Here is a 17276-nt window from a genome sequence, read left to right as displayed (position 1 = left end):
TACATCATATCGGCATCACTTACAAAAAACGACTATGACTGGTCCTCTTCTTCAAGCCCCTGCTCCATTGCTTTCCAGGCAAGGGTAGCGCATTTAATCCGTGCTGGAAATTTTGCAACTCCCTGCAGCGCTTCAATGTCGCCAAGATCCAGTCCAGCTGTATCGATGTCTTTCCCGAGCATCATGTCGGAGAAAAGCGAAGACATGCGCAGCGCGTCGTCAACAGGAAGTCCTTTGACTGCCTGTGTCATCATGGACGCAGAGGACATGCTGATCGAACATCCGTCGCCGGTAAAGGCAGCTTCGGCAATGTGTCCGTCATCCACCTTCATCTGCAGCTGAATGCGGTCACCGCAAGTCGGATTATTCATATCAACCGACAGCGTATCGCCTTCGAGCTCTTTTTTATTACGCGGATTTTTGTAGTGATCCATAATTACCTGACGGTAGAGTGTGTCCAGCTGATTACCCAAAGACATCGCCGAAATACTCCTTTGCTTTGTGAAGAGACGCGACGAAGCGGTCAACATCCTCTTCCGTATTATAAAGATAGAAACTGGCTCTTGCTGTCGCTGTCACATCCAGCCACTTCATCAGCGGCTGTGCACAGTGATGTCCCGCACGCACCGCTACACCTTCGGAATCCAACACAGTGGCAAGGTCATGCGGATGCACATCGTCGGCATTAAATGTCACGATTCCCGCCCGTTCCTCCGGGCCGTAAACCGTTACACCGTCTACATCCTTTAACTGATCAAGCGCATAGCGTGCGAGCTTTTTCTCATGTGCCTCAATGTGATCAAGACCGATTTCTTCAAGAAAATCAATGGCTGCGGCCAGCCCAATCGCACCGGCAATGATCGGTGTGCCGCCTTCAAACTTCCACGGAAGCTCTTTCCACGTAGAGTCATAAAGGCCCACGAAGTCGATCATTTCACCGCCGAACTCCACCGGCTCCATCTTCTTTAACAGGCTCTTCTTCCCGTAAAGCACACCGATACCGGTCGGACCGCACATCTTATGACCGGAGAAAGCATAAAAATCGGCATCCAGATCCTGTACGTCCACTTTCATATGCGGAACGGACTGAGCACCGTCGACGACCATCACCGCACCATGGCGGTGAGCCGTTTCCGTCAGCTCTTTGATCGGATTAACGGTACCGAGTACGTTTGATACGTGCATGACCGATACGATCTTGGTACGATCCGTGATCGTTTTCTCAGCATCTTCCATGGAAATTGTGCCGTCCGGCTGCAGCGGAATGTACTTTAATTCAGCACCTGCAGCCTTGGCGAGCTGCTGCCACGGAATGATGTTGCTGTGGTGCTCCATCGGCGTAATCACAATTTCATCTCCAGGTCCGACATTTTCCTTGCCATAGCTGGAGGCAATCAGGTTAATGGCAGTCGTTGTGCCCCGAAGAAAAACGATCTCCTCCATGCTGGAAGCACCGATGAACCGCCGAACTTTCTCACGAGCTCCTTCATAGCCATCTGTAGCCATCGAACCGAGTGTGTGGACGCCGCGATGGACATTCGAATTGTAGCGGTTGTAATAGTCCTCTACTGCTTCAATGACAGAAGAAGGCTTCTGTGAAGTCGCTGCGCTGTCGAGGTAAACGAGCGGATGCCCGTTAACCTCCTGGTCCAAAATCGGGAAACGTTTGCGGACGTCCTGCACATTCATAATCAGTACACTTTCCTTTCGATAACGTCGAACAGCTGCTCTTTGACTGAGTCGATTGGAAGTGCGCCTACAACCGGCTCAAGGAAACCGTGAATGATCAGCCGCTCTGCTTCCGTACGGCTGAGACCGCGGCTCATCAGATAGAACATCTGCAGCGGGTCAATTTTACCAACAGAGGCAGCGTGCCCTGCTGTTACATCGTCCTCATCGATCAAAAGTATCGGATTCGCGTCACCGCGGGCTTTTTCGCTGAGCATGAGAACACGTTCTGTCTGTTCACCGTTTGCTTTCGTTGCACCATGTTCGATTTTAGAAATACCGTTAAAGATCGAGGTGGCAGCTTCCTTCATAACACCATGCTTCAAAATTTGGCCGTCTGTATCTTTGCCGAAATGAATCACATTTGTTGTGAAGTTTTGAATCTGCTTGCCGCGGCCGATGGAGACCGTTTTTGTATCGCCGTAGGAGCCTTGTCCGTGCAGATACGTTGTATTTTCCGAGACGGTGTTACCGTCGTTCATTTGACCGAGTGCCCAGTAAAGCTGTGCATCCACACCGCTGACATAACCGCGGCGGTTTACGTACGTTGTCACGCTGTCTGTCAAGTTATCAACAGCTCCATAGCGCACAACTGCTCCGTCACCGACATACACTTCGGAAATGATGTTGGCCACTGCTGCGTCACCAGATCCTTCGCTCAAGTAGTTTTCGATATACGTCAGACGGCTGTTTGCTTCTGCCACGATCAGGACGTGGTTGAACAAGCCGAAGCTTCCTTCATGAGCAAAAATAGCTTGCAGCGGTGCTTCTACTTCCACACCTTCCGGCACATAAATAAATGTACCGCCGTTTACGAGCGCTGCATGGACTGCTGTAAGGCTGTGCTCGTTAACAGATACAGCATCCTGCATGAAGTATTTCTGCACAAGCTCGCCGTGTTCGCTTACTGCAGTTGCCATATCAGTAAAAATAACACCTTTGGCAGCAAGTTCATCCTGTACGGAGCTGAACTGCGTCACGCCGTTTTTCTGCGTCAGCAGGTTATCGATCTTCGCTTCTTCCCCTACAAGCGTTCGAACGGCGTCCGACAGTCCGCTGTAAGAAGAAGTTGCTTCTGTTGCTGCATCATATGAGAAAGAAGTGAAGTTCCACTTCGTAATCTTTGTTTTATCCGGCTTTGGAAGCTCGAGCTTCCCTGCCTTATCAAGCGCTGCAAGACGCTGATCCTTAAACCACTGAGGTTCTTCCCGATTCTCAGAAAAGCTTTGCAGCTGCTGCTCTGTAACTGGAAACGTCAGTTCCGTTGTCATAATCTAACTCCTCCTCCTGCAGTAATTACTGCCCAACAGTTTCGTCTTCGATACCAAGCTCTTCCTTGATCCAGTCATAGCCCTGCTCTTCAAGCTTCTGAGCAAGCTCAGGTCCGCCGGATTTCACAATGCGGCCCTGCATCATAACGTGGACAAAGTCCGGCTTGATGTAGTTGAGGAGACGCTGATAGTGCGTGATAATCATGCAGCCGAAGTCTTCGTTGCGCATTTCATTGATACCCTTTGCTACTACTTTCAGTGCATCAATATCGAGGCCGGAATCGATCTCGTCCAAAATCGCAATTTTCGGTTCAAGCATGAGAAGCTGAAGAATTTCGTTCCGCTTTTTCTCACCGCCGGAGAACCCTTCGTTCAGATAACGGTGCTGGAACGACTGGTCGATCTCAAGCGCACCCATCTTCTCGTCAATTTTACGGATAAACTGCATGAGAGAAACCTGGTCATCCTCGTCGCGATCTGCGTTCATAGCAGAGCGGATGAAGTCCGCGTTTGTTACACCGGATACTTCGCTTGGATACTGCATCGCAAGGAAAAGTCCTGCGCGTGCACGCTCGTCAACTTCCATCTCAAACAGGTCTTCCCCATTAAATGTCGCTTCGCCGCTCGTTACTTCATAGTTAGGGTGCCCCATCAGTGCAGAAGCAAGCGTCGACTTCCCTGTACCGTTTGGTCCCATAATCGCGTGGATTTCGCCACCTTTTACTTCAATGCCGAATCCTTTTAAAATTTCCTTATCCTCGATGGATACGTGCAGATCTTTCACACTCAGGCTTGGCTTAGTCATGAATGATACCTCCATATTTTTTGAAAGTTAGTTTATATACATGTTATAATAGTCGTTGTGCCGTAGCACGTTTCTATCATAACACAGGAACCTTCAATAGATTCTCTAATTATTTTCATTCTAATCTTATCTTATCTATTAACTGAGTTCAAGGAAAAGAGATAATTTAATAAAGAGTCAGCGGTATCAGTACATTGTCATCTTCTATCGTGTCCGCTTCACCGAACAGCTTCTTCAAGTTCATTCTCAATAGAATGGGCTTTTTTTGTTTTAATTGAGAATAAATCTTAATTAACCTTTCTACAGATTGAGCAGAACGGAAAAAGCATGCCTGAAGGACATTTCGTCCCGGCATGCTTTTTAGTCATGTATAGGCTGAGTGTTTTGTTCTATCCGTGAAGAAACTGCTGTACAATTTTCTGGCTTTCTGCATATTCCTGATCCCTTGCAGTTTCTACCTGCATTCTGTTCTCAAGTTTGGAATTGTATTCCCCGTAGCACATTCCGTGGGACGACTGCATTGCCTTTTCCATTTCTACAGTGTGTTTCGTCGTAATAAGATGGATAGCTCATCACATTCCTTCCAGATAATTTGTCCTCTTTGTTCAAGGGATGATGTAAGTATAGTATGGAACGGCTTGTGAACCAATGCGCATGCAGCGTTATATTATCTGACAATTCACTCTCCTTGTCCATTTGCTTATTTCAAGTCTTCTATCTGTACATTTTGGGACATTTTCTCCCATTTGCTCTACCTTTCACAAATGAAGCGCTTACATAGTGATGGACTTGTCTACCCCTTTCGTATCAAGGTTTCCAGCTCGCTGACGCCTTGTGTTTTTCAGCAAAAATTGAAGCTGAAATAATCGCCTGACGGCGGGACCAGTTCTGTATTATTGATCGATTTCCTTCAGGCAATATAACCTTTGCGGCGGCTTACGTTATTTATTCGTTTTGCCGATTTGTTTTATTGTGTCAATCATTTTTAGATTCTGATGGATTTATTCAGGCGGCATTGAATTGCGTTGCCACGGCGCCGTGTACCTTTGCCTGCCAGTTACGCTCCTTTTAATATATATGCCGGCGGCCGGGCATTTATCCGAAGCCGCAAACGGTTCATCCGGAAAGAGAAACGATGCAATGAACAAACGGAAGACCGCCCTTCACGTGAAGGACGGTCCCGGTGAATGACGTCATTACTCAGCTGGAATAACGGCGCCTTCGTATTCTTCTTCTATAAAGTCACGGACATCGTCAGACAATAGCACGTCTACAAGAATGTCAGCGCGTGGATCGTCTTCATCTTCGCCGCGGACCGCAATGACGTTGGCATACGGATTGTCCTCAGCGGATTCAAGTGCGATCGCATCTTCCTGTGGATTAAGACCTGCATCAAGCGCGTAGTTCGAGTTGATCAGGATCGCATCTGCTTCGTTGTTCTCATAAGCAGTTGGCAGCAGAGCCGCTTCTACGTTTGCCTGGAAGTTAAAGTCATTCGGGTTCTCTGCAATGTCATCAACCGTTGCTTCAATTCCGACGCCTTCCTCCAGCGTAATCAGACCTTCCTCTTCAAGCATGGTCAAAATTCGGCCGTGGTCAGCTACGGAGTCACTCATAATAATATCCGCGCCTTCCGGCAGATCTTCCAGCGTATCATAGTCCTGAGAGTAAAGACCGATCGGCTCGATGTGAATACCGCCTTTGTTCACAAAGTCATAGCCAAATTCATCGATTTGAGACTCAAGATACGGCACGTGCTGGAAATAGTTCGCATCCAGCTCTCCTTCATCCAGTGCCTGGTTAGGAAGGATGTAGTCGTTGAATGTTACGATTTCCAGTTCAATGCCCTCTTCTTCAAGCATAGGAGCAGCAAATTCCAAAATTTCAGCGTGTGGAATGTTGGACGCTCCAACAGTGAGCGGCTCAAAATCACCAGCTGCTTCTTCATCTGCTTCATTGTCTTCCTCGTTACCTGCTTCATCGGCGTTATTGTCAGCCGGTTCACTGTTATTTTCTACGTCCTCGACGTTGTCAGCATTATCGCCGCTGTTGATCTCCGTCGTGTTATTGTTTTCTCCTTCGCCGCATGCTGCGAGAAAGGCCAGTGATAAAGCACTTATTCCTGCAAGTTGAATGGTACGTTTCATTTGATTCATTCCTCCTGATTTATCGTTTATCTATTTTATTCGTAATCATATCGCCAATGAACTGAAGGGCAAATACAATTACCAGAATAATCACGGTTGCAGTGAGCGTTATTTCCGGATTGTTTCGCTGGAACCCATCCCGGAAGGCCAGGTCACCAAGTCCGCCTGCACCGATGACACCTGCCATTGCCGTGTAGCTGACAAGCGCAATGGCTGTAACGGTGATCCCGGAAACAAGTGCCGGCATCGATTCCGGAAGCAGAACTTTACGAATAATCTGTCCGTTTGTGGCCCCCATAGCTTTCGATGCTTCAATAACTCCTTTATCGATTTCACGAAGCGCAATCTCTACCATTCGAGCGTAAAAAGGTGCAGCTCCGATAATTAATGCCGGAAGAGCAGCCGATGGTCCAAGAAATGTGCCGACGATCGATCGAGTAAACGGGATAAGCAGTACAATTAATATAATGAAAGGAATCGATCGGAAAATGTTTACATACGCCCCGATAACAAAGTGCGCCGCTTTATTTTCCCAAAGCTGCTTGCGATCGGTTAGGAATAAAAGCAGTCCGAGAACAATCCCGAAGACAAACGTAAACACGAGTGCTACAACAGACATGTAAAGTGTTTCGACAGTGGCATTCCACATGTTGTCCCAGTTTACATCCCCAAGGAACGCTGCCTGAATGATAACGTTATCCACCGTGGATCACCTCCACTTCAACTTCCTGTTCGCGGATATAGGCGACCGCCTGCTGAACGGTATCAGCTTCCCCGTTCATACTGACGAACAAGGAGCCGTAGGACCCGTGCTGCGTCTGCGAAATCTTTCCTTGCAAAATGCTGATATCGACGTCGAATTTACGTACAACGTCTGTGATCAACGGCCGCTGCGTATCGCCGCCGACAAACGTCAGCTGCAGAACATGACCGATGCCCTCGCGGTCCAGCAGGTGGTTCAGTGCCTCTTCTGTCTCTTCCGGCTCAGTCACCTGCTTCACGAATTCCTTCGTCATCGCCTGCTGCGGGCGGCGGAAAATATCGAGAACGTCTCCCTGCTCCACGATCTTCCCGGCTTCCATTACAGCAACCCGGTGACATATTTTCCGGATCACATGCATTTCGTGCGTGATCAGAACGATCGTCAGCCCAAGCTTTGCATTGATGTCGACGAGCAGATCGAGAATCGAATCCGTCGTCTTAGGATCAAGTGCGGACGTCGCTTCGTCACAGAGCAGCACTTTCGGATCGTTTGCCAGCGCACGGGCAATGCCGACACGCTGCTTTTGACCGCCGCTCAGCTGAGATGGATAGGAACCGCCCCGTCCGTCTAACCCGACGAGCTGAATTAATTCATCGACTCGTTTCTTCTGCTCCTCCTTCGGCACCCCTTTGATCTCAAGCGGAAATGCAATGTTTTCCGCAACCGTTCGGGACCAGAGCAGATTGAAATGTTGAAAAATCATGCCGATCTCCTGCCGGGCCTCTCTCAGCTTTCCTTTAGATAAGCTGTGCATTGGCCGTCCGGCGACATCGACCTCTCCTGAAGTCGGTGCTTCCAGCATGTTAAGCATGCGGATCAGCGTACTTTTACCAGCACCACTGTACCCGATTACTCCAAATATTTCTCCTTTATCAATTGTCAGATCAATATCATCCACTGCCCGGACGTCGCCGTCTTTCGTGTGGAAAATTTTCGCTAGCTTCGAGAGCGTAATCAACAGAGAAACTCCTTTCCATCTATTTGCAATTAAACATACCTCTTTAGTCCATTTAACGCACAGAAGCGTTCATGCAAAAAAATATAACGTACGAAAAAAGCCCTTCTGCCATACAGATGAGCAGAAAGGCTTTCTTGTTTAAAAAGAAAAGCTTTCTTCTCATCTGCCGGACGTTCGTCATCCGCAGGAATTGGCACCTTCTGTACGCGTGTACAGTGGTTGCCGGGTTTCATCGGGCCAGTCCCTCCACCTCTCATGATAAGAAGAGTATTCGTTTTTTTTCGTCTGATATGGATATTATCACTGCGATTTAAGCTTGTCAACAAAAAACGATCTGCTTCTTGAAAGCCGCCAATGACGTTCATGACGCTGGTCACCTGTCCAGAAAAAACCGTTCAGCTTTTGATAAGCCGAACGGTTTCAGATTGCTGTTCTATTCCTGATCAATCATGTTCTGGTAGGCATCCGCGTCCATCAGCTTGTCGACATCGTCCTGGCTGGACACTTCTACGACAACCATCCACGCCTGCTCATATGGGGACTCGTTTACGAGCTCTGGAGAATCCTCCAGTTCTTCGTTGATTTCCACCACTTTTCCGCTGACTGGCGCGTAAAGCTCGGAAACCGTTTTAACCGATTCCACACTTCCAAATGGTTCGTCTGCCTTCAGCTCATCTCCAACCTCCGGCAGTTCTACGAATACGATATCGCCTAATTCACTCTGTGCGAAATCAGTGATGCCGATTCGTACTTTTCCATCTTCCTCTTTTACCCATTCGTGCTCTTCTGAATACTTATAATCCTTTGGCAGGCTCATGCTCCGGATCCCTCCATCTGCGTAGTAAGTAAACAAACACTTCCTCTTCCACTATAATATAACAGCTGCTGGCACCGCAACCGGCGGAAGCTTATTTCCAGGTTTTCTCGTAGTCTGCTTCGCGGAAGCCGACTGTGACATGTCCATCTTTTGCAGCAATCGGACGCTTGATCAGCATACCGTCTGACGCAAGCAGTTCCAGCTGCTCTTCTTCCGGCATATCCCCAAGCTTATCCTTTAAGCCAAGCTCGCGGTATTTCTGTCCGCTCGTGTTGAAGAACCGCTTCAGCGGCAGCCCGCTCTGTTCATGAAGTTTTTTGAGCTCATCTTTAGAAGGCGGATGTTCAACAATATGTACCTCTTCTAATGCGACCCCTTCATTTTCCAACCACTTTTTTGCTTTTTTACACGTCGTGCATTTCGGATAATGATAAAACGTTACGCTCATCGCTCTCACTCCTTTCCTCATTCAGTTTACCGCATCTCGCATCATTGTTCTATCTTCTGTTGCGCCGGTGAAGCAATTTCGATATACTTTCGATAAATCGTAATTATTTCGTTTTACAATTTCTTTCAGGAGTTGATTTAGATGCGTGACGTTTCATGGCTCATCGTTGGAGGCGGCATACAAGGGATGACGGCAGCGGTTCATCTTTGCAGACAGGCCGGCATCTCCGCTGCAGATATTGCTGTGGTAGACCCTCATCCAGAGCCGCTTGCTGTTTGGAAAGAACGTACAGAAAAAATCAGAATGCCCTATTTACGCTCCACGTTCGTTCACCATTTGTCGCCGGATCCATTAGAGCTGGTGAAGCGGGGCGACAGCTTTCTCGGCCGCTACAAGCGTCCCTCCCGTTCTATGTTCTATGACACGTCTAAAGAGCTGCTGCAGGAAACAGGCATTGCTGACAGCTGGCTGCAGGATACGGTCGTTCACGTGGAAAAAAGTCAACCCGGCTGGACCGTTTATGGAAAAAAGAACACGTTGACGACAGCCAATCTCTTGTTAGCTCCCGGAGGCGGCAGCCGCCCTGTGATTCCCGCTGCCCTCCAGCCTGAGGCAGTGCACGTTTACGACCCGTCCTTTGACCCTTCTGCTGTTACCGGACGCGCCGTTGTCGTTGGAGGAGGTATTTCTGCTGCGCATACGGCGATTTATCTCGCCGAACAACGTCACACCGAAACCGTTTTGCTGCATCGCAAACCGCTTCGCGTTTCCCAGTTTGACAGCGATCCCGGCTGGCTCGGACCGAAACGGATGCAGGCATTCAGCCGTATGGATCACCGAAGACGGCGCCGCTGTATTCACACAGAAAGACGGACTGGCACGATGACGCGCGAGCTGCTGTTTAAGCTGAGAAAGCTCGAACGGGATGGACGACTGAAGATGATGCAGGATGAAGCTGCCGGATCCCGGCGCTGCGAAGACGGCATGGTCGAGCTTGAGCTCGCGTCCGGAAGCCTTCTGTCAGCAGATTCCGTAACGGCGTGCACGGGCTTCTCCAAGGAGCTTCCCGGGTCCGCCTGGATTCAGCCGCTGATTGACGCTTATTCGCTTCCTTGTGCAGACTGCGGGTATCCAAAGCTTTCCCCATCGCTTATGTGGACAGATCGTCTTTACGTCACCGGTGCCCTCGCCGAGCTGGAAATCGGCCCGTCAGCGAGAAACATCGCCGGTGCCCAGCGCGCAGCCAGAAGGATCGCTGCATCTGTCTGCATGTGAAAACCCCGGTCCGCCTGTGGGGAGACAGGAGGACCGGGGTTTTCTGAGAGAATGTCTTTCTGCTGCCAGAAAGAAGATTATAATTATTTTAGGGCGGCATCCCGCCCTAAAGTAGCTAACAGTTATACGACGTAACGCTCTTCTGCAATGATCTTCTGCGCAAGCTCACGCTTTTTCGCGATCAGGTTCACCGGATTGTGGCGCGTCAGCTTTTTCAGAATAGACAGCATCGTTCTCAGGCTGTCCCCTTCTTCAAGTGCTACAAGGGATTCCTTCGCTACTGCTTCGATGTTATTGAATGCTTCCTGTGCATAAATCTGCGTCATGAGAAGCTTTTGAGCCGCTTTGTCTTCACCATCGCGGGCCATTGCTTTTTCTGTACGCAGAATCATCGATTCAATGTTGAATACTTCGTTCACGATATCTGCTACGTTCGCAAGCAGCTCCTGTTCCTTCTGCAGCTTTTCACCGTACTTTTGTGCAGCGGTGCCTGCAATCATGAGGAACACTTTCTTCGCGTTCTCCAGCAGGTAACGCTCCTGCTCAAGCGGCTCATCGCCGACTTCCTGAGGCATCATCATCATGAGCTCTTCCTGAAGACCTGCTGCCTGCTCCAGAAGCGGCAGTTCGCCCTTCATTGCTTTTCTCATAATCGTAGCCGGAACGAGCATGCGGTTGATTTCGTTTGTTCCTTCAAAAATACGGTTGATTCGGGAGTTCCGGTACATCGTTTCCACTTCGTACTCGGCCATGAAGCCGTATCCGCCGTGAATCTGTACCGCTTCGTCTACGACGAAATCCAGAACCTCTGAACCGAAGAATTTATTTAATGAGCACTCAATCGCATATTCACTGATCGCTTTTCCGATTGCGCCGCCGTCCTTCTGTTCTTCTTCGGACAGGTTTTCGAACGCCTGGTCAATCAGGCCGCCTGTGCGGTAGATCGTCGATTCCATCGCATACGTTTTCGCTGCCATTTCCGCAAGCTTCTTCTGAATCAGCGTGAACTTGGAAATGGGCATTTTAAACTGCTTGCGCTCATTCGCGTATTTTGCTGAAAGCTCAATCGCACGCTTTGCGCCGCCGATACAGCCGACGCCGAGCTTATAGCGGCCAACGTTCAGGATGTTGAAAGCAATCACGTGGCCTTTGCCGACTTCACCGAGCAGATTTTCCTTCGGTACTTTTGCTTCGTCTAAAATCAACGTCCGGGTAGAGGACCCTTTAATCCCCATCTTCTTCTCTTCCGGTCCGACCGATACTCCTTCGTAATCGCGCTCTACAATGAATGCGCTGAAGTGTTCACCGTCGACTTTAGCATATACGACGAACACATCCGCAAAACCAGCGTTCGTAATCCACTGTTTTTCACCTGTAAGCACGTAGTGGCTGCCGTCTTCTGTCAGCTTTGCCGTCGTTTTCGCGCTCAGCGCGTCGGAGCCGGAAGTCGGCTCTGTCAGCGCGTAAGCAGCGATTTTTTCACCGGAAGCCAGTGCAGGCAGATAGTTCTCTTTCTGCTGCTGATTACCGAAGAACACGATTGGCAGAGAGCCGATCCCGACGTGTGCTCCCTGCGTCAGGGAAAAAGAGCCTGCAAGCGCAAATTTTTCCGTGATCAGCGAGGAGCTGATTTTATCGAGGCCAATGCCTCCGAATTCTTCCGGTACATCGGCACCGAGAAGGCCTAATTCTCCAGCTTCCTTCAGCAATCTGACGGAGCGGTCAAACTCGTGGTTCTCGATGTGCTCGATTTCCGGCACTACTTTGTTCTTTACGAAATCTTCTGTCGTTTTCGCAATCATCTTATGCTCTTCGCTGAAATCCTCCGGTGTAAATACGTTTTCTGCTGTCTGGCTGTCGAGCAGAAATCCGCCGCCTTTTACCTTTTCCGTTGTTGCCATGATGATCATCCTTTCTGGATTAGACTAGCTCAAATACTCCTGCAGCTCCCATACCTCCGCCAATACACATCGTTACGACACCAAATTGTTCACCGCGGCGCTTCATTTCGTGAATAAGGCTGAGCGAAAGCTTCGTTCCTGTACAGCCAAGCGGATGTCCAAGCGCAATTGCTCCGCCGTTTACGTTTACTTTGTCATGATCCAGGTTTAAATGCCGGATCACCTGCAGAGCCTGCGAGGCAAATGCTTCATTCAGTTCGAACAAACCGATATCCTCCATCTGCAGGCCTGCCTGCTTAACAGCCTTCGGCACGGCTTCCACCGGTCCGATTCCCATAATGTCCGGCGCGACGCCGGCAACCGCAAAGGAGCGAAATTTCACGAGCGGAGTCAGGCCGTCCTGCTCTGCTGCTGCCCGGTCCATCACGAGAACAGAGGCTGCTCCGTCACTCATCTGCGATGCGTTTCCGGCTGTAACCGTGCCGCCTTGCTGATTGAACGCAGGCCGGAGCTTTGCCAGCGTATCCGCTGTCGTATCCTCCCGGACGCCTTCATCCTGGGCAAGCGTCACTTCTCGTTCAACGAGCTTGTGATTTTCATCAACACCGCGGAGTGTCACGGGTACCGGCACGATTTCATCTTCAAACTTACCGCCTTTAATTGCTGCTGCCGCACGCTTGTGGCTTTCTGCAGCAAATTCATCCTGATCACGGCGTGAAACGCCGAATCGCTTGGCGACTTCCTCTGCTGTGAAGCCCATTCCCATATAGTATTCAGGCGCTTCTTCAACAAGATGCGGATTCGGGGCAATCACGTGTCCGCCCATTGGAATCAGGCTCATCGATTCTGCACCGCCTGCAAGCACTGCACTTGAGTGTCCCAGCATAATGCGTTCCGCACCGTAGGCGATGCTTTGCAGCCCGGATGAGCAGTAACGGTTAATCGTAATCGCCGGTACGTGGTCCGGCAGTCCTGCCAAAGCAGAGATATTGCGGGCCATGTTCATGCCCTGCTCTGCTTCCGGCATCGCACAGCCAATGATGACATCTTCAATCCGCGAGGCATCAAAATCTCCAGCGCGTCTCAATGTTTCTTTTATCGTAACGGCAGCCAGATCATCCGGCCGCACGCTGGCAAATGTTCCTTTTTTTGCTTTACCGACAGGCGTTCTCGAGCCTGCCACAATCACTGCTTCGTTCACTCCGACCCCTCCTTTTGACTAGTTGCGCAAAGGCTTCCCTTTTGTAAGCATATGCTGCATACGCTGCTGTGTCTTCGCTTCGCCGACGAGGCTCAGGAATGCTTCCCTCTCCAGATCAAGCAGGTACTGTTCATCTACTTCTGAACCGTAAGGAACTCGTCCTCCTGCGAGCACAAACGCCAGCTTTTGTGCTATTTTCACGTCATGATCGGATACATGTCCGCCGTACTGCAGCGTTTTTGCACCGAGCAGCATCGTCGCATATCCTCGCTCGCCGACAACAGGAATCTTCTCCCGTTTCGGTGCGCGGTAGCCCTGTTCATACAGGTAGAGCGCCTTCTGCTTCGCGTCATGCAGCAGGTGGTCGTCGTTGATGCTGATGTCATCCTGCGGACGCAGAAAACCGTATTTCTGTGCTTCATGAGCACTCGTGCTGACCTTCGCCATTGCGATCAGTTCAAACACATTGTTGCTGACAGCCTGTAAATCGACTTTCGTACCTTCTGGAATCGCCTTCAGGTGGCGCAGGTACAGCTCTTTGTTTCCGCCTCCGCCTGGAATAAGTCCGACGCCCGTTTCTACAAGTCCCATGTACGTCTCCATTGACGCCTGCAGTCCTGCTGAAGGCAGTGCAATCTCCGTTCCGCCGCCGAGCGTCATTTGGAACGGTGCCGTTACGACCGGCTTTTCCGAGTAGCGGATGTTGGCCATCGACTGCTGGAACTGGCGGACAACGAGATCAATTTCCGGGTAGTTCATGTCCTGTGCTTCCATCAAAATCATCATCAGGTTCGCGCCGACACAGAAATTTTTACCCTGGTTGTTAATGACAAGCCCTTTGTAGTTTTTCTCTACTTCTTCAATCGACTTGTTGATCATCTGCATGACGTCAAGTCCAATCGAGTTGTTCGGCGACGTAAATTCGAGTACTGCTATGTCATCTCCAATATCAATCAGAGAAGCACCGGTATTTTTCATGATCACCGTGTTGTCATTTTTCCACGACTTCAGATGAATCACTTTCTCATTAATCGCAGCTTTTTGATAGCTGCCGTTCTCGTAGTAAGTCGCATGCCCGTCGTAGAAGCTCGTTTTCCCGGAAGAAAGCATCTCTTCTACCCATTCCGGCAGTGTTTCACCTTCCTCTTTCATACGCGCTGCGGATTTTTCAAGCCCGATGGCATCCCAAGTTTCGAAAGGACCAAGCTCCCAGCCGAAGCCCCACTTCATTGCCTGATCAACATCATAAATTGAGTCAGCCACTTCATAGGCTTTCTCAGCAGCGTATAAAAGCGTTGGTTTCAGGATATTCCAGACGAGCTTTCCTGCCTGATCGTCAGCATAAACGAGCGCCTGCATTTTGGCTGCTTTGCCTTTTGCCTGCTTGCTCTGCTGAACGGAAGGCGCTTTCATTTTCCGGCGGGACTCATACTCCATCGTTTCATAATTGAGCTCCTGAATGTCACTTCCGGAATCGGTCTTTACTTTCTGATAAAAACCTTTTCCGCTTTTGCTGCCGAGCATGTTTTCTTCAATCATTTTTTTCATAAAGGCCGGCGGGTCAAAGACGTCTTTTTCATCTCCTTCAACCTGATCGTACACGTTTTTCGCTACGTGCATGAATGTATCAAGTCCGACTACATCCAGCGTACGGAACGTCGCACTTTTCGGTCGCCCGAGAGCAGGACCTGTAACGGAGTCTACTTCACCAACGCTCACGCCCTGTTTCATCATTTCCCGTACGGTTACGAGCAGTCCGTACGTGCCGATGCGATTCGCAATGAAGTTAGGCGTGTCCTTTGCTTCCACAACGCCTTTACCGAGCACGTCTTCCCCAAACTGTTTCATGAACGATGTCACTTGTTCATCCGTCTGCTGTGTCGGGATCACTTCCAGCAGCTTCAAGTAGCGCGGCGGGTTAAAGAAATGGGTGCCCAGAAAGTGGCGCTTGAAATCTTCGGAGCGTCCTTCTGCCATTGCTTCAATCGAAATACCGGATGTGTTCGAGCTGACGATCGTGCCTGGACGACGGTGCTCTTCCACCTGGCTGAACACTTTTTGTTTGATATCGAGGTTCTCAACGACTACTTCAATAATCCAGTCCACTTCTGACAGCCGGTTCATGTCATCCTCAAAGTTGCCTGCTTCAATGAGATCCGCATTTTCATGACGAGCAAGTGGTGCCGGTTTTTGCTTTTTAAGCTTTTTGATCGCCTCAAGCGACAGCTGATTGCGCACTTTCTTTCTCTCTAATGTGGCTACCTGGCTTCCTGACGTCTCCGCATCTTTCGGTACAATGTCCATCAGCAGCACGGGAATGCCGATATTGGCGAGATGAGCAGCGATCCCGGAACCCATTACGCCGGATCCGAGTACTGCTGCCTTTTTAATATGACGGGTCATAAGCTACCTCCCTGGATACTCTTTTTTTGAATGAATACTCATTCATTTTTACATGAAAAAAAAGAAGCGCTTTCACTACTTTTACTATAGTAAATAATTGGCGTTTATGCAACTAAAAATTGAAAAAAGTCTGTTTTCTTTTTCAATCGCCAGCTCCTCCTGTTCCGCCAAGCTCTATGATACAATAACAGCAGCCGTAAGTTGGAGCGTGATACGTTTGAAACATTCGTTACTTATCGTACTTGCTTTTTTAACAGCATTTGCCGTCTGGCCTGCTGAAACGAACGCACAGGAAGCGGAGACTGTCCGCGGGGAAATCATCGTGATGGAAGAAGAATCACCCGGGTTCCAGCGGATGGAAATCCTGATTGACCAAGGCGAGTTTTCCGGAGAAACAGTGACGGTAGAACAGACGTTATCTGGCAACCCTGCACAGGATTTTTATTACAGCACCGGCGACCGCGTGCTCGTATACATAGAAAGCGAAGATGGTACGATCACCCGCTCGCTTGTTCGAGAGCTCGCGCGGGATCATTATTTAATGTATCTCGGCATCTTTTTTGCTCTGTCGCTCGTGCTGATTGGCGGGCTGAAGGGCATAAAAACCGTCATTTCCCTTGCCTTTACTATTTTTCTGATCATGCAGCTGCTCATTCCACTGATCCTGGGCGGGATGCCGCCAGTCTTTACGACGATCGTCATTGCCTCTATTATTACCGTTGCTTCCGTCCTGCTGATCAGCGGCTGGAACCGGAAATCGGCGGCAGCCGTCCTCGGTACCATCGGCGGGGTCATCCTTGCGGGCGTACTCGCTTCGGTGATGACGCGTGTGACGAGACTGACGGGCTTTGGTGCAGATGACGCCCAGATGCTTATGTACGTGCCGAATACATCATTCGACTTTCAGGGGCTGCTCCTTGCAGGCATGATCATCGGAGCTGTCGGAGCGGTGCTCGATGTCGGCGTGTCGATTGCTTCAGCCGTAGATGAAGTGAAGCGGTCCAATCCGGCCGCAACGGCCAGACAGCTGATCAAATCCGGCATGAACCTCGGCCGCGATATCATGGGGACGATGGCGAACACGTTAATTCTCGCCTACACCGGGGCTTCCATGACGCTGCTGCTCGTGTTGAATGCACATAACGTTTCGTTTAACCGAGTTATCAACATGGAAGCGATGGCAACAGAGATTATACGGATCCTTGCTGGAAGCATCGGACTTATCTATGCGATTCCATTAACCGCTGTGATTGCTGGTATTCTTTACAGCCGTGCTGACTCTGAAAAACTGGAGCAGCAGGCTGCAAAACTGCCGCTTTGGAAACGAGTTCTGCTTCGTAAAAAAGGATGACGATCCAACACCCGCCGGCAGCGTTCGGCGGGTTTTTGATTGCCATTGCAATAGCTGCGTCAGGTGACTTGGGGATGGAGCACGGGCACATAAACAGAAAGCTGAACTCGACTAAAGTTGAACGTTTTCCCTGAGAAGTTAATGATTTGGCGGAACAGGATGAACGTTTATTCGTTATATCAGCTCTAAGTTGAAGCTCGTAAACATA

General features: G+C 49.7%; 15 protein-coding genes and 1 riboswitch. Of the genes, 2 read left to right on the top strand and 13 right to left on the bottom strand.

Features of this window, described 5'->3' with window-relative positions; all coding sequences use genetic code 11:
• Positions 1–32 precede the first annotated feature (32 nt).
• The 10 genes from sufU to ACFO4L_RS10775 all read right to left on the bottom strand — a co-directional run bounded on the left by sufU (position 33) and on the right by ACFO4L_RS10775 (position 8937).
• Positions 33–479 (bottom strand): Fe-S cluster assembly sulfur transfer protein SufU, encoded by a 447-nt coding sequence (gene sufU / locus ACFO4L_RS10815; RefSeq protein ID WP_377909682.1) that lies wholly within the window; start codon positions 477–479, stop codon positions 33–35.
• On the bottom strand, positions 466–1689 hold the full coding sequence (locus ACFO4L_RS10810) for a cysteine desulfurase (RefSeq protein ID WP_377909681.1): 1224 nt from the start codon (positions 1687–1689) through the stop codon (positions 466–468). Before ACFO4L_RS10810 ends, sufU begins: the two co-directional genes overlap by 14 nt.
• Before the next feature lie 2 nt (positions 1690–1691).
• Positions 1692–2999, bottom strand: a complete 1308-nt coding sequence (gene sufD / locus ACFO4L_RS10805) for a Fe-S cluster assembly protein SufD (protein ID WP_377909680.1) — start codon at positions 2997–2999, stop codon at positions 1692–1694.
• A 25-nt stretch (positions 3000–3024) separates the two neighbouring features.
• A complete protein-coding gene (sufC, locus tag ACFO4L_RS10800; protein WP_377909679.1) occupies positions 3025–3804 on the bottom strand; it encodes a Fe-S cluster assembly ATPase SufC in 780 nt (259 codons plus the stop codon).
• Between the two features lie 389 nt (positions 3805–4193).
• Positions 4194–4325: a hypothetical protein gene (locus tag ACFO4L_RS17580; protein WP_465251174.1), complete on the bottom strand. Its 132-nt coding sequence runs from the start codon at positions 4323–4325 to the stop codon at positions 4194–4196.
• 675 nt (positions 4326–5000) lie between these two features.
• On the bottom strand, positions 5001–5951 hold the full coding sequence (locus ACFO4L_RS10795) for a MetQ/NlpA family ABC transporter substrate-binding protein (RefSeq protein ID WP_377909678.1): 951 nt from the start codon (positions 5949–5951) through the stop codon (positions 5001–5003).
• 19 nt (positions 5952–5970) lie between these two features.
• Positions 5971–6639, bottom strand: coding sequence for a methionine ABC transporter permease (locus ACFO4L_RS10790; RefSeq protein WP_377909712.1), 669 nt, complete (start codon positions 6637–6639; stop codon positions 5971–5973).
• A 7-nt stretch (positions 6640–6646) separates the two neighbouring features.
• Positions 6647–7672 carry a methionine ABC transporter ATP-binding protein gene (locus ACFO4L_RS10785; RefSeq protein ID WP_377909677.1) on the bottom strand — a complete coding sequence of 342 codons (1026 nt, stop codon included), beginning with the start codon at positions 7670–7672 and terminating at the stop codon, positions 6647–6649.
• Positions 7673–7828: 156 nt separating this feature from the next.
• Positions 7829–7937: riboswitch (SAM riboswitch) on the bottom strand.
• A gap of 168 nt (positions 7938–8105) precedes the next feature.
• A complete protein-coding gene (gene gcvH / locus ACFO4L_RS10780; protein WP_377909676.1) occupies positions 8106–8489 on the bottom strand; it encodes a glycine cleavage system protein GcvH in 384 nt (127 codons plus the stop codon).
• A gap of 91 nt (positions 8490–8580) precedes the next feature.
• On the bottom strand, positions 8581–8937 hold the full coding sequence (locus ACFO4L_RS10775; protein WP_377909675.1) for an arsenate reductase family protein: 357 nt from the start codon (positions 8935–8937) through the stop codon (positions 8581–8583).
• 141 nt (positions 8938–9078) lie between these two features.
• Here ACFO4L_RS10775 and ACFO4L_RS10770 point away from each other — a divergent pair, with 141 nt between their 5' ends.
• Positions 9079–10212, top strand: a complete 1134-nt coding sequence (locus ACFO4L_RS10770) for an FAD/NAD(P)-binding protein (RefSeq protein WP_377909674.1) — start codon at positions 9079–9081, stop codon at positions 10210–10212.
• A 122-nt stretch (positions 10213–10334) separates the two neighbouring features.
• Here the strand turns inward: ACFO4L_RS10770 and ACFO4L_RS10765 are convergent, their stop codons facing one another.
• The 3 genes from ACFO4L_RS10765 to ACFO4L_RS10755 are packed head-to-tail and all read right to left on the bottom strand — an operon-like array spanning position 10335 to position 15717.
• On the bottom strand, positions 10335–12113 hold the full coding sequence (locus ACFO4L_RS10765; RefSeq protein WP_377909673.1) for an acyl-CoA dehydrogenase family protein: 1779 nt from the start codon (positions 12111–12113) through the stop codon (positions 10335–10337).
• 19 nt (positions 12114–12132) lie between these two features.
• Positions 12133–13314 (bottom strand): acetyl-CoA C-acetyltransferase, encoded by a 1182-nt coding sequence (locus tag ACFO4L_RS10760; protein ID WP_377909672.1) that lies wholly within the window; start codon positions 13312–13314, stop codon positions 12133–12135.
• Positions 13315–13332: 18 nt separating this feature from the next.
• Complete coding sequence (locus ACFO4L_RS10755) at positions 13333–15717, bottom strand: 3-hydroxyacyl-CoA dehydrogenase/enoyl-CoA hydratase family protein (RefSeq protein WP_377909671.1); 2385 nt, start codon at positions 15715–15717, stop codon at positions 13333–13335.
• 217 nt (positions 15718–15934) lie between these two features.
• Between ACFO4L_RS10755 and ACFO4L_RS10750 the strand changes: the two genes are divergently transcribed.
• The gene (locus ACFO4L_RS10750) at positions 15935–17068 is read left to right on the top strand and encodes a YibE/F family protein (protein ID WP_377909670.1); all 1134 of its coding nucleotides are present in this window, start codon (positions 15935–15937) and stop codon (positions 17066–17068) included.
• Positions 17069–17276 lie beyond the last annotated feature (208 nt).

Source organism: Bacillus daqingensis, from assembly GCF_042654445.1.
Taxonomy (GTDB): Bacteria; Bacillota; Bacilli; order Bacillales; family Salisediminibacteriaceae; genus Alkalicoccus; species Alkalicoccus luteus.
This window is presented reverse-complemented; position numbering and strand designations above follow the sequence as displayed.

What these genes read in the sequence shown, in the direction of transcription:
- ACFO4L_RS17580 (WP_465251174.1), bottom strand. Translation starts at nt 4,325, where the DNA reads ATGCAGTCGTCCCACGGAATGTGCTACGGGGAATACAATTCCAAACTT.
- gcvH (WP_377909676.1), bottom strand. Translation starts at nt 8,489, where the DNA reads ATGAGCCTGCCAAAGGATTATAAGTATTCAGAAGAGCACGAATGGGTA.
- ACFO4L_RS10810 (WP_377909681.1), bottom strand. Translation starts at nt 1,689, where the DNA reads ATGAATGTGCAGGACGTCCGCAAACGTTTCCCGATTTTGGACCAGGAG.
- ACFO4L_RS10765 (WP_377909673.1), bottom strand. Translation starts at nt 12,113, where the DNA reads ATGGCAACAACGGAAAAGGTAAAAGGCGGCGGATTTCTGCTCGACAGC.
- ACFO4L_RS10770 (WP_377909674.1), top strand. Translation starts at nt 9,079, where the DNA reads ATGCGTGACGTTTCATGGCTCATCGTTGGAGGCGGCATACAAGGGATG.
- ACFO4L_RS10795 (WP_377909678.1), bottom strand. Translation starts at nt 5,951, where the DNA reads ATGAAACGTACCATTCAACTTGCAGGAATAAGTGCTTTATCACTGGCC.
- ACFO4L_RS10755 (WP_377909671.1), bottom strand. Translation starts at nt 15,717, where the DNA reads ATGACCCGTCATATTAAAAAGGCAGCAGTACTCGGATCCGGCGTAATG.
- sufU (WP_377909682.1), bottom strand. Translation starts at nt 479, where the DNA reads ATGTCTTTGGGTAATCAGCTGGACACACTCTACCGTCAGGTAATTATG.
- ACFO4L_RS10775 (WP_377909675.1), bottom strand. Translation starts at nt 8,937, where the DNA reads ATGAGCGTAACGTTTTATCATTATCCGAAATGCACGACGTGTAAAAAA.
- sufD (WP_377909680.1), bottom strand. Translation starts at nt 2,999, where the DNA reads ATGACAACGGAACTGACGTTTCCAGTTACAGAGCAGCAGCTGCAAAGC.
- sufC (WP_377909679.1), bottom strand. Translation starts at nt 3,804, where the DNA reads ATGACTAAGCCAAGCCTGAGTGTGAAAGATCTGCACGTATCCATCGAG.